The organism is Rouxiella sp. WC2420, from assembly GCF_041200025.1.
GTDB lineage: Bacteria > Pseudomonadota > Gammaproteobacteria > Enterobacterales > Enterobacteriaceae > Rouxiella.
Window position 1 is genome coordinate 779,200 of record NZ_CP165628.1, and the last position, 12,476, is coordinate 791,675.

General features: G+C 52.0%; 9 protein-coding genes. 7 read left to right on the plus strand and 2 right to left on the minus strand.

Annotation, left to right across the window (positions count from 1 at the left end; translation table 11 throughout):
* Positions 1-668: 668 nt before the first annotated feature.
* The 7 genes from AB3G37_RS03730 (at position 669) to fbaA (ending at position 10,005) form a co-directional block, all read left to right on the plus strand.
* On the plus strand, positions 669-812 hold the full coding sequence (locus tag AB3G37_RS03730; RefSeq protein ID WP_237713129.1) for a hypothetical protein: 144 nt from the start codon (positions 669-671) through the stop codon (positions 810-812).
* Positions 805-2,784, plus strand: a complete 1,980-nt coding sequence (gene speA, locus AB3G37_RS03735) for a biosynthetic arginine decarboxylase (protein ID WP_009638893.1) — start codon at positions 805-807, stop codon at positions 2,782-2,784. The genes AB3G37_RS03730 and speA overlap by 8 nt, the downstream gene beginning before the upstream one ends.
* 94 nt (positions 2,785-2,878) lie before the next feature.
* Positions 2,879-3,805, plus strand: coding sequence for an agmatinase (gene speB / locus AB3G37_RS03740; RefSeq protein ID WP_009638892.1), 927 nt, complete (start codon positions 2,879-2,881; stop codon positions 3,803-3,805).
* Between the two features lie 325 nt (positions 3,806-4,130).
* On the plus strand, positions 4,131-6,125 hold the full coding sequence (gene tkt, locus AB3G37_RS03745; protein WP_369789744.1) for a transketolase: 1,995 nt from the start codon (positions 4,131-4,133) through the stop codon (positions 6,123-6,125).
* Positions 6,126-6,584: 459 nt separating this feature from the next.
* Positions 6,585-7,601 carry an erythrose-4-phosphate dehydrogenase gene (gene epd, locus AB3G37_RS03750; RefSeq protein WP_369789745.1) on the plus strand — a complete coding sequence of 339 codons (1,017 nt, stop codon included), beginning with the start codon at positions 6,585-6,587 and terminating at the stop codon, positions 7,599-7,601.
* Positions 7,602-7,668: 67 nt separating this feature from the next.
* Positions 7,669-8,832: a phosphoglycerate kinase gene (gene pgk, locus AB3G37_RS03755; RefSeq protein ID WP_009637898.1), complete on the plus strand. Its 1,164-nt coding sequence runs from the start codon at positions 7,669-7,671 to the stop codon at positions 8,830-8,832.
* 93 nt (positions 8,833-8,925) lie between these two features.
* Complete coding sequence (fbaA, locus tag AB3G37_RS03760) at positions 8,926-10,005, plus strand: class II fructose-bisphosphate aldolase (protein ID WP_009637899.1); 1,080 nt, start codon at positions 8,926-8,928, stop codon at positions 10,003-10,005.
* Between the two features lie 74 nt (positions 10,006-10,079).
* Here fbaA and AB3G37_RS03765 read toward each other — a convergent pair whose 3' ends face one another.
* Together AB3G37_RS03765 and AB3G37_RS03770 are read right to left on the minus strand one after the other, a co-directional pair.
* Positions 10,080-10,835 carry a transporter substrate-binding domain-containing protein gene (locus tag AB3G37_RS03765; protein ID WP_369789746.1) on the minus strand — a complete coding sequence of 252 codons (756 nt, stop codon included), beginning with the start codon at positions 10,833-10,835 and terminating at the stop codon, positions 10,080-10,082.
* 30 nt (positions 10,836-10,865) lie between these two features.
* Positions 10,866-12,242, minus strand: a complete 1,377-nt coding sequence (locus AB3G37_RS03770; RefSeq protein ID WP_369789747.1) for an amino acid permease — start codon at positions 12,240-12,242, stop codon at positions 10,866-10,868.
* Positions 12,243-12,476 lie beyond the last annotated feature (234 nt).

Below are 12,476 nucleotides of genomic sequence, written 5' to 3' on the forward strand. Positions count from 1 at the left end.
AAACTAGGCAGCATGAAAATAGGTCAGATTTGAAGCCCTTCCTGAAGCCGTTTGACGGTTGCAAAAAGTAGACGGATTAACATCTGGATGGCTATTTTAGGCTAGCTTTTGAGGTGATTGCCAGCCCTTTTTTACTGCACCCGTATTCATATCGTGCCCAATTAGCGTGATATTCAACGATGAATACCCTTTTGGCCCCATTTTCATTTTGCATTTTTACATCCTTATCGGTATAAACGCCCCCGCGCTGGCATGTTTCATCACTCTAGGATTAACTCAGCGTATTCCAGTAATTACTGTTCTCTTTTTGCCCTATATGGCCGGATGCCCGTGGCTTTGCGTGGCACCTGTGGAGGTGGTTAGGTTAATGACCCACTTTTTACCGCTTGTTACATTTCAACAGCATCCTCAGCAGACGCATTTTATTTCTGCGTCCCACCACTGTGAAAAAATTCTGTCATCTATCCAATGTTATAAACAGCGGGTAATAACGCCGCATGCTTATAGACAGGTCAGGTTCAGACATTTTGGCGCTACTCAAGATTCTCGGGCCGGTTAAACGCCGTCAACCGCACAAATATTGAGATAGCCTGCGACCATTTGGGGCTTATGTCCTATGGTTTCTACTGGCTCGTTTCACGGAGTCTGACAACGTGATTTACAATTATATGAGTGATCAACTTCTCGCCCAGGTTGAACAACCGGCATTTGCACGCCGTTTATCAGCTTTGTCCGGGTTGTTCTCACCTGTTGTTACTGCAATAGTGGCTGGCCATGCTGTCAGTGTAGAAAAGGGTATTAACTATGTCTGATGACATGCATTCCCACCGTCCGTCACATGCGGGCGACAGTGTTTCTTTGCGCTCCATGCAGGAGGTTGCCGTGAACGACCGTGATGCCAGCAAAATGCTGCGCACTTATAACGTTGCCTATTGGGGCAATAACTATTACGACATCAACGAGCTCGGTCACATCAGCGTATGTCCCGATCCGGACGTACCTTCGGCCCGCGTAGACCTGGCTCAGCTGGTGAAAGACTTGCGCGAGCAGGATGGTCAACGTCTGCCTGCGCTGTTCTGTTTCCCACAAATTTTACAACACCGTCTGCGCTCGATTAACGCCGCCTTTAAACGTGCGCGCGAATCTTTCGGCTACGAGGGTGACTATTTTCTGGTTTATCCAATCAAGGTTAACCAGCATCGCCGCGTGATTGAGTCATTGGTTGAATCCGGTGAACCGCTGGGTCTTGAAGCAGGTTCCAAAGCCGAGCTGATGGCCGTTTTGGCGCACGCGGGCATGACTCGTTCGGTGATCGTTTGTAACGGCTATAAAGACCGTGAATACATTCGCCTAGCATTGATCGGCGAAAAGCTCGGTCACAAGGTTTATCTGGTTATTGAAAAAATGACCGAGATTAAACTGGTGCTCGAAGAAGCCGAACGCCTGAACGTGATCCCGCGCCTTGGCGTGCGTGCGCGTTTGTCTTCGCAAGGTTCTGGCAAATGGCAGTCCAGCGGTGGCGAGAAATCCAAATTTGGCCTGGCCGCCGCGCAGGTATTGCAACTGGTTGAAATGCTGCGTAAAGCAGATCGTTTAGACAGCCTGCAGCTGCTGCACTTCCACCTTGGATCTCAGCTGTCGAACATTCGAGATATCTCGACCGGTGTGCGTGAATCGGCGCGTTTCTACGTCGAACTGCACAAGCTTGGCGTAAACATTCAGTGTTTCGACGTCGGCGGCGGTTTGGGTGTGGATTACGAAGGAACCCGCTCGCAGTCTGACTGCTCGGTGAACTATGGCCTGAACGAATATGCCAACAATGTGATCTGGGGGATTGGCGATGCCTGTAATGAACACGGCCTGCCGCATCCAACAGTGATAACCGAGTCTGGTCGTGCTGTAACGGCACACCACACGGTACTGGTTTCAAATGTTATCGGCGTTGAGCGCAATGAATTTACGCCGCCGATTGCCCCTGCCGAAGATGCGCCGCGTGCGCTGCTGAGCCTGTGGGATACCTGGAACGAAATGCACGATCCAGAAAACCGTCGTTCGCTGCGTGAGTGGCTGCATGACTGTCAGATGGACCTGCACGACGTTCATTCTCAGTACGCGCACGGTATTCTCGATTTGACCCAGCGCGCCTGGGCGGAAGAGATTTACCTGAATATCTGCAACGTGATCCAGCAGCAGCTTGATCCCAGCAATCGCGCGCACCGCCCAATCATTGATGAGCTACAAGAACGTATGGCCGACAAGCTGTACGTCAACTTCTCGCTGTTCCAGTCGATGCCGGATGCCTGGGGTATCGATCAGCTGTTCCCGGTGTTGCCGCTGGAAGGCCTCGACAAGCCACCGGTTGGCCGCGCCGTGCTGCTCGACATTACGTGTGACTCAGACGGTACTATCGATCATTACGTGGACGGCGACGGGGTAGCAACTACCATGCCGATGCCTCCTTATGATCCGGAAAATCCTCCGGCGCTGGGCTTCTTTATGGTTGGCGCGTATCAGGAAATCCTTGGCAACATGCATAACCTGTTCGGCGACACTGCTGCGGTAGACGTGTTTGTATTCCCTGATGGCAGCATCGAGGTACAGCAGTCCGACGAGGGCGATACCGTTGCCGATATGCTGGAATATGTGCAGCTTGACCCCAACGTGCTGTTGGCCCGCTTCCGCGATCAGGTTAAAGAAACCGATCTTGATGCCGAGCTGCAGGCGCAGTTTATCGAAGAGTTCGAGAGCGGACTGTACGGTTACACCTATTTAGAAGACGAATAAGTCTGTTCGATAGACTATTCGCTGGATTAGACAATACAGAACTATAGCCTCGCCGAGTCAGTGCTCGGGCGAGGTTTCTATAAAAGGATAAGTGATGAGTACTTTGGGGCACAAGTTTGATAATTCGCTGGTTTCCAACGCTTTTGGGTTCCTGCGTTTCCCGGTGAATTTCGAGCCTTACGATAGCGATGCCGAGTGGGTAATTACCGGTATTCCTTTCGATATGGCGACTTCAGGCCGTTCTGGTTCGCGTCTTGGCCCGGCGGCTATCCGCCAGGTGTCAGTGAATCTGGCGTGGGAAGGCAAGCGCTGGCCGTGGGATTTCGACCTGCGCGAGCGTCTGAACGTAGTGGACTGCGGTGATGTGGTGTACGAATTCGGCGACGCACAAACTCTGGTCGATAACCTGGAAGAGCACGCGGACAAACTGCTGGCGGCTGGCAAGCGCATGCTGTCGTTCGGCGGTGACCACTTTGTCACTCTGCCACTGCTGCGCGCTCACCATCGCAAGTTCGGCAAGATGGCGCTGGTTCACTTTGATGCCCACACCGATACCTATTCCAACGGCAGCAAATTCGACCACGGCACCATGTTCTATCATGCACCGAAAGAAGGGCTGATTTCCGCTGAAAACTCGGTACAAATTGGTATCCGCACTGAGTTTGATAAAGATCTCGGCTTCACCGTGCTGGATGCTGCTCAGGTTAATGATCGCACCGTTGACGATATTCTTGCACAGGTTAAGCAAATCGTTGGCGATCTGCCGGTGTATCTGAGCTTTGATATTGACTGTCTGGACCCGGCTCACGCGCCTGGCACCGGCACTCCGGTTATCGGCGGCCTGACCTCCGATCGCGCCCTGAAACTGGTTCGCGGTCTGAAAAATCTGGACCTCGATATTGTCGGTATGGACATCGTGGAAGTTGCTCCGGCTTACGATCAGTCAGACATCACGGCATTGGCAGCGGCAACGCTGGCTCTTGAAATGCTGCACGTGCAGGCAGACAAGAAAGGCGCTTAAGCGTCCTTGTTTTCAATATCACGTTTGTGAGACCCGGCAATGCCGGGTTTTTTTGTTTGTTAATTCGGCAACTTGGCAGTGAAATGCTGAAAACGGCGGCAAAAATTTTTATGGAAACGTTGCCAAAACAACATCTCCTTATAAGCTGTGTGCCGCGATTGGTTTTTGTCGGCGCTGGCGATATAGTTGGCAAGACTAAAAACTCTATACCCCCAGCGCTCGCTTCCTGAAGTGTGTTCCTGCCGTAATAGAGATTGCTGTTTTAATCCGTAGTTTGAGAAAATGATTTTTTCGACTGCTTTTTTAATCCGACCTGGAGTAGAACATGTCCTCTCGTAAAGAGCTTGCGAACGCTATCCGCGCACTCAGCATGGACGCCGTGCAGAAAGCAAATTCCGGCCACCCCGGTGCCCCAATGGGCATGGCCGACATCGCCGAAGTCCTGTGGCGCGATTATATGAACCACAACCCGACCAACCCGCACTGGGCTGACCGCGACCGCTTCGTGCTGTCAAACGGTCACGGCTCGATGCTGATTTACAGCCTGCTGCACCTCACCGGCTACGATTTGCCAATCACCGAGCTGGAAAACTTCCGTCAGCTGCACTCAAAAACTCCGGGTCACCCGGAGTACGGCTACACCGCTGGCGTTGAAACCACCACCGGCCCGCTGGGTCAGGGGATCGCCAACGCCGTCGGCTTCGCGATTGCCGAACGCACGCTGGCCGCGCAGTTCAACCGCGAAGGTCACGACATCGTTAACCACCACACCTACGCCTTTATGGGCGACGGCTGTATGATGGAAGGCATCTCCCACGAGGTTTGCTCGCTGGCCGGTACCATGAAACTCGGCAAATTGACCGCGTTTTATGACGACAACGGCATCTCCATCGACGGCCACGTAGAAGGCTGGTTCACCGATGACACCGCGGCACGTTTCGAAGCCTACAACTGGCACGTTATCCGCCACGTAGACGGCCACAACCCTGACGCTATCAAAGCCGCCATCGAAGAATCCCACAAGGTGACCGACAAGCCGACCCTGATCCTGTGCAAAACGATCATCGGTTTCGGTTCGCCAAACAAGGCCGGTACTCACGAAGTGCACGGCGCAGCGCTGGGCGCGGACGAAGTGGCCGCAACGCGTAAAGCGATTGGCTGGAACTATCCGCCGTTTGAAATCCCGCAAGATATCTACGCGCAGTGGGATGCCAAAGAGGCCGGTAAAGCGAAAGAAGCCGCCTGGAACGACAAGTTCGCGGCCTATGCCAAGGCTCACCCAGAGCTGGCCAAAGAGTTTGATCGTCGCGTCAACGGCGAGCTGCCGCTGAACTGGGAAACCGAGGCGCAGAAATTCATCGAAGGTTTGCAGGCCAAACCAGCAAACATCGCCAGCCGTAAAGCGTCGCAAAATACGCTGGAAGCGTTTGGTAAAATCCTGCCGGAATTCCTGGGCGGCTCCGCTGACCTGGCACCGAGCAACCTGACCATGTGGTCCGGCTCGAAGTCCATCGGCGACGACAATGCCGGTAACTACATTCACTACGGCGTGCGCGAATTCGGCATGACCGCGATAACCAACGGTATCGCGCTGCACGGCGGTTTCCTGCCGTATTCCGCAACTTTCCTGATGTTCGTGGAATATGCGCGCAACGCAGTACGCATGGCCGCGCTGATGAAAATCCGCAACGTGTTCGTGTACACCCACGACTCCATTGGTCTGGGCGAAGACGGCCCGACGCACCAGCCGGTCGAGCAGTTGGCCAGCCTGCGCGTGACCCCGAACATGAGCCTGTGGCGTCCGGCTGACCAGGTTGAGTCTGCGGTGGCGTGGAAATACGCTATCGAGCGCAACGACGGCCCGACCACGCTTATCTTCTCCCGTCAGAATCTAACCCAGCAACCGCGTACCGCCGAGCAGTTGGCCAACGTGGCGCGCGGCGGTTACATTCTTAAAGACTGTGAAGGCACGCCGGAGGTTATTCTGATCGCCACCGGTTCAGAAGTCGGCATCACCGTAGAAGCCGCCGACAAGCTGGCCGCAGCGGGCACCAAGGTGCGGGTGGTTTCACTGCCATCGACCGACGCCTTCGACAAGCAGGATGCGGCCTACCGCGAATCCGTGCTGCCGAAAGCGGTTTCCGCACGCGTTGCCGTGGAAGCCGGCATTGCAGACTACTGGTACAAATACGTGGGTCTGAACGGTGCTATCGTCGGCATGACCACCTTCGGTGAGTCTGCTCCGGCAGAGCTGCTGTTCAAAGAGTTCGGCTTCACCGTGGATAACGTCGTTGCCAAAGCACAGTCACTGTTGAAGTAAAATCAACTCTCGCCACAGCGCTTTGAACGCGCCGTGGTGATAAAAGCCTCGATGAAAATCGGGGCTTTTTTTTGCCTGAAAATTGGGTTTTAAATTCGAATAAAAAACCCGTGCCCTGACTTGCATCAATCCCTTTAAATCTCTTTTTTAATAGAATAGCCATCTTGTTAACGGAAAAAGCGCGTGGGTTGTTGATTTTTTCAGCGAACGCAAAGGGCAGTGCTCCAAATTGCAGCGAAATATTTCCTTTGTCTATAGTTTGGTTTATGCTCAGCTGAACCGTTTCAGTTGTGGCTATTTTAGTGAACGTCCGATGCTGGTTGTTAACGTGTTCAGATTGGAAGGGGTGTTGAGTTCCGAATTGCATCCAATAAGGTGCAATGATGATTCACCGCAAAGGCGCACTGCATTACTATAGGGTTATCGTAATTAGGTAACAACCGTGTAACAGGGAGAAGTATGCCAATACGTATCGCAATTAATGGCTTTGGTCGCATTGGCCGTAGCGTATTGCGCGCTTTATACGAATCTGGTCGCCGTGCAGAAATCAGCGTCGTGGCAATCAATGAGCTGGCCAGCCCCGAAGGGATGGCGCACCTGTTGAAGTATGACTCCAGCCATGGCCGCTTCGCCTGGGACGTGCGGCAGGAAGGCGATGTGCTTTCAGTCGGCGATGACACCATCCGTTTGCTGCACCAGCCCGATGCCAGCCTGTTACCTTGGGGTGAGCTGAGCATTGACGTGGTGCTCGACTGCACCGGCGTTTTCGGCAGTCGTGAAGATGGTGAAGCCCAACTTGCCGCCGGAGCAAAGAAGATCCTCTTCGCTCATCCCGGCGGGCACGATTTGGACGCCACCGTAGTTTATGGTGTGAATGACCATCTACTCAAACGCGAGCACCGCATCGTCTCCAACGCTTCCTGCACCACCAACTGTATTATTCCGATTATCAAACTTCTGGACGACGCGTTCGACATCGAATTTGGCACGGTCACCACCATCCACTCTGCGATGCATGACCAGCCGGTAATCGATGCTTATCATCCGGATTTACGCCGTACACGCGCAGCCAGCCAGTCAATTATTCCCGTTGATACCAAGCTGTCTGCCGGCATCACACGCATTATGCCGAAGTTCTGTGACCGCTTTGAAGCGATCTCGGTGCGTGTGCCAACCATCAACGTAACTGCTATCGATTTAAGCGTTTTTGTTTCCAAAAAAGTAGACGTTGAGCAGGTTAACCAGCTGCTGCAAAAGGCATCGAACGGTGCTTTTCGTGGTATTGTTGACTATACCGAACTACCATTAGTTTCTACTGATTTTAACCATGACCCGCACAGCGCCATCGTCGATGGCACCCAGACGCGGGTCAGTGGACAGCGCCTGATCAAAACTCTGGTCTGGTGCGACAATGAGTGGGGCTTTGCCAATAGGATGTTGGATACCACGTTGGCCATGTCCGCAAGCGGTTTCTAGTAAGGCAAATCAGCCACGGCTGGTTACGCCCTCAGCAACTTTAAAAGAATCAACGAGAGGATTCACCATGTCTGTAATTAAGATGAGCAGCCTGGATTTAGCAGGTAAGCGTGTACTGATCCGTGCGGATCTGAACGTGCCGGTTAAAGACGGTAAAGTGACGTCTGATGCACGTATTCGTGCCTCTTTGCCAACCATCGAAACGGCCCTGAAGCAGGGTGCGCGCGTGATGGTGACCTCGCATCTGGGTCGTCCTACCGAAGGCGAGTACAACGAAGAGTTTTCGCTGCTGCCGGTTGTTAACTACCTGAAAGACAAGCTCGGTTCAAAAGTTCGTCTGGCTAAAGATTACCTCGACGGCGTTGATATTGCTGAAGGCGAGTTGGTTGTTCTGGAAAACGTTCGCTTTAACAAAGGCGAAAAGAAAGACGACGAAGCGCTGTCTAAAAAATATGCTGCCCTCTGCGACGTTTACGTGATGGACGCTTTCGGCACCGCGCACCGCGCACAGGCCTCGACTCACGGCGTGGGCAAGTTTGCTCCAATCGCCTGTGCAGGCCCGCTGCTGTCTGCAGAGCTTGAAGCACTGGGCAAAGCGCTGGGTAACCCGGCTCGTCCAATGGTTGCAATTGTTGGTGGTTCAAAAGTTTCTACCAAACTGACCGTGCTTGACGCGCTGTCCAAAATTGCTGACCAGCTGATCGTCGGTGGTGGTATTGCCAACACCTTCGTGGCCGCTCAGGGTCATAACGTGGGTAAATCACTGTATGAAGCTGACCTGGTAGGCACTGCCAAAAAATTGCTGGAAACCTGCGATATTCCGGTTCCAACTGATGTGCGCGTAGCGACCGAATTCTCCGAGACCGCAACCGCAACGCTGAAATCAACCAGCGATATCAAAGACGAAGAGCAAATTCTGGATATGGGCGACGTGTCTGCACAGCGTCTGGCCGAGATCCTGAAAAACGCCAAAACCATTCTGTGGAATGGCCCGGTTGGCGTGTTCGAGTTCCCTAACTTCCGTAAAGGAACCGAAATCGTGGCGCACGCCATTGCCGATAGCGACGCATTCTCCATCGCAGGCGGCGGCGACACTCTGGCAGCAATCGACCTGTTCGGTATTGCTGACAAAATCTCCTACATCTCTACCGGTGGTGGCGCATTCCTCGAGTTCGTTGAAGGAAAAGAGCTGCCAGCCGTTGTGATGCTGGAAGAGCGTGCTAAAAAGTAATAATACAGGGCGGATGAGTTTGCTTGTCTGCCCACGCTAATTTTTGTAATCCGATTCAATCCATCTACGACCGACGATACAGGACAACGTAATATGTCTAAAATTTTTGATTTCGTAAAACCTGGTGTTATCACTGGTGATGACGTTCAGAAAGTATTCGCAGTAGCTAAAGAAAATGCGTTTGCTCTCCCTGCAGTTAACTGCGTAGGCACCGACTCTATCAACGCCGCTCTCGAAGCCGCTGCGAAAGTCAAAGGTCCTATCATTATTCAGTTCTCTAACGGCGGCGCTGCATTTATCGCGGGCAAAGGTTTGAAAACTGACGTTCCACAGGGCGGCGCGATTCTGGGCGCTATCTCAGGTGCGCGTCACGTTCACCTGATGGCTGAACACTATGGCGTGCCGGTTATCCTGCATACTGACCACTGTGCGAAGAAACTGCTGCCTTGGATTGACGGTCTGCTGGACGAAGGTGAAAAACACTTTAAAGCTACCGGTAAGCCACTGTTCTCATCTCACATGATCGACCTGTCAGAAGAGCCGCTGGAAGAAAACATCGAGATTTGCAGCAAGTATCTGGCGCGTATGGCCAAGATCGACATGACGCTGGAAATCGAACTGGGTTGCACTGGCGGTGAAGAAGACGGCGTTGATAACAGCCACATGGACGCATCTGCGCTGTACACTCAGCCAGAAGACGTTGATTACGCTTACGAAAAACTGAATGCAATCAGCCCACGCTTCACTATCGCGGCTTCATTCGGTAACGTTCACGGCGTTTACAAGCCAGGTAACGTTAAACTGACCCCAACTATCCTGCGTGATTCTCAGGATTACGTCAGCAAGAAACACAACCTGCCGCACAACTCCCTGGACTTCGTGTTCCACGGTGGTTCAGGTTCTTCAGCTGCCGAAATCAAAGAATCTATAAGCTACGGTGTTATCAAAATGAACATCGATACTGACACTCAGTGGGCTAACTGGGACGGTATCCTTCAGTTCTACAAAAAGAACGAAGCTTACCTGCAGGCGCAACTGGGTAACCCGGAAGGCGCAGACAAGCCGAACAAGAAATTCTACGATCCACGCGTATGGCTGCGTTCTGCACAGTCCTCTATGGTGACTCGTCTGGAACAGGCTTTCGAAGAGCTGAACGACGTTAACACTCTGTAATTGCGCATTTTGGTGCAAACAGACGAAAGGGGCCAGGCGGCCCCTTTTTTATGTCTGAAATCTGCGGAAACGGATTACATCCAGCCTGCGACAATTTTCTGATATTCGCCAGTGGCCCGCGCAAGATGTAGCCATTGGTCAACATAAAGCTTCCAGCTGATATCGTCAGTGGGCAGCATGTAAGATTTCTCGCCATACTGCATCGGCTTGTCAGGATTTACCGCACACAGGGACGGGTGCGATTTTTTCTGGTAAAGCGCTTCGGAAGCCTCGGTTATCATCACATCGGCTCTTTTATCAACCAGTTGTTGGAAGATGCCTGCATTATCGTGCGACAACGTTAGGTTGCTTTCAGGCAAAAAGGCGTGTGCAAACACCTCATTGGTGCCGCCTGCCGGTTCAATCAAGCGTACCGTTGGCTTATTAATTTGCGCGAGGGTTTGATATTTTTTCACGTCAGTACAACGTACCAACGGGATTTTTCCATCAACATCCATTCTTTCGGCAAAGAACACCTGTTGCTGACGCGCCAGCGTAACTGAAATGCCGCCCATCGCGATATCGCATTTGCCCGCAACCAGGTCCGGTGTCAGCGTTTTCCAGGTGGATTTCACGAAATTAACTTTCACGCCCAGACTTTTTGCCAATGACTCGGCCATTGATACATCTATACCTTCATAGCTGCCATCAGGTTTTAGAAACGTGTAAGGCTTGTAATCGCCGGTGGTACAGACGTTTAAGGTGCCTTGTTTCATAACAGTTTGAAGATGTGATTCTGCACTGGCGCTCCCGGCGGCGACCAGCAATACCCAAGGTAATAACTTTTTCATTTTTAGCCCTGTTTCAAGGTTATTGATTTTTTAGGCAACTTTTATCGCCGCAGTGGTATTTTTCTTTTTCTTGAACTGATAGCCGACCAGCAGCACCAGCAGCCAGACAGGAATTAGCCAGACTGAGATCTGCATGCCCGGCGTCATATACATAATGATCAGAATCGCGGCCAGGAACAGCAGGCAGAGCAAGTTAGTCAGCGGATAACCCAGGCTCTGGAAACTGGTTTTCTGTTTTGCGATATGCAGCGCGCGACGGAATTTCAGATGAGTAATGCTGATCATCGCCCAGTTAATCACCAGCGCAGCCACGACCAGAGACATCAGTACTTCAAATACCTGACCCGGCATCAAATAGTTAAGCAGCACGCATAGCGCGGTGGTGATTGCCGAAACGCTCAACGCATTGAATGGAATACCGCGACCGTTAACCTTGAGCAAGGCGGCAGGGGCATTGCCTTGTTTAGCTAGACCAAACAACATGCGGCTGTTGCTAAACACGCAGCTGTTATAAACAGAAAGCGCGGCAGAAAGTACTACGGCGTTGAGCAGAGTGGCCACCAGATTGCTGTCAAGCGCATGGAAAATCAGAACAAATGGGCTGCCGCCGGTGACTACTTTCTGCCATGGATAGAGTGAAAGCAGCACTGCCAGCGCGCCGACGTAAAACAGTAAAATGCGATAAATCACCTGATTGGTGGCTTTCGGAATGCTTTTCTGCGGATTGTCGGCCTCGGCGGCGGTGATGCCGATAAGTTCCAGGCCGCCGAACGAGAACATGATCACCGCCATCGCCATCACCAGACCTTTAACGCCGTGAGGGAAGAAGCCGCCGAATTGCCACAGGTTTGCCACGCTGGCTTCCGGGCCGCCGTGACCGCTGGCCAACAGCCAGGCACCAAAACCGATCATGCCGACAATTGCCGCCACTTTGATGATCGAAAACCAGAATTCCACTTCACCGTAAATTTTCACGCTGCTCATGTTGATGACATTAATCGCGATAAAGAATACCGCCGCCGAGACCCAGGTCGGGATCTCAGGCCACCAATACTGAACATAAATGCCCACTGCGGTGAGTTCCGCCATGCTGACCAGCACATACAGCACCCAATAGTTCCAGCCAGACATAAAGCCCGCCAGGCTGCCCCAATATTTGTTGGCGAAATGGCTGAACGATCCGGCTACTGGCTCTTGAACTACCATTTCACCGAGCTGACGCATGATAAAGAAGGCGATAATCCCTGCAATCGCATAGCCCAAAAGTACTGAGGGTCCGGCCATTTTTATCGTCTGAGCGATACCAAGGAACAGACCAGTGCCGATAGCACCACCCAAAGCGATCAGCTGTATATGGCGGTTTTTTAACCCTCTTTTCAGCTGACCATCCTTCTGCAACTTATCCATTAATTTTCCCCAAAATTAGAAACTGTTATTGGCAGCGGATAAAGCAATTCTCAGGCCATTGCATGACGCACAAAACTTTAATTTTCATAACATATTGAAATGTTTATATAAATATTTTTAAGGGCTATGCGCAGGATATGCGTAAATAATCCCCTCAGGCTGTGATTTACGCTTTTAAATGGCATTCGGTGCATGATTTGAGCAGTAAACTCTCTGAAAGTGACCAATGTTGAA

Coding starts and splice junctions, on each gene's coding strand:
- pgk (WP_009637898.1), top strand. CDS start 7,669: ATGTCTGTAATTAAGATGAGCAGCCTGGATTTAGCAGGTAAGCGTGTA.
- AB3G37_RS03730 (WP_237713129.1), top strand. CDS start 669: ATGAGTGATCAACTTCTCGCCCAGGTTGAACAACCGGCATTTGCACGC.
- AB3G37_RS03770 (WP_369789747.1), bottom strand. CDS start 12,242: ATGGATAAGTTGCAGAAGGATGGTCAGCTGAAAAGAGGGTTAAAAAAC.
- speB (WP_009638892.1), top strand. CDS start 2,879: ATGAGTACTTTGGGGCACAAGTTTGATAATTCGCTGGTTTCCAACGCT.
- speA (WP_009638893.1), top strand. CDS start 805: ATGTCTGATGACATGCATTCCCACCGTCCGTCACATGCGGGCGACAGT.
- epd (WP_369789745.1), top strand. CDS start 6,585: ATGCCAATACGTATCGCAATTAATGGCTTTGGTCGCATTGGCCGTAGC.
- fbaA (WP_009637899.1), top strand. CDS start 8,926: ATGTCTAAAATTTTTGATTTCGTAAAACCTGGTGTTATCACTGGTGAT.
- AB3G37_RS03765 (WP_369789746.1), bottom strand. CDS start 10,835: ATGAAAAAGTTATTACCTTGGGTATTGCTGGTCGCCGCCGGGAGCGCC.
- tkt (WP_369789744.1), top strand. CDS start 4,131: ATGTCCTCTCGTAAAGAGCTTGCGAACGCTATCCGCGCACTCAGCATG.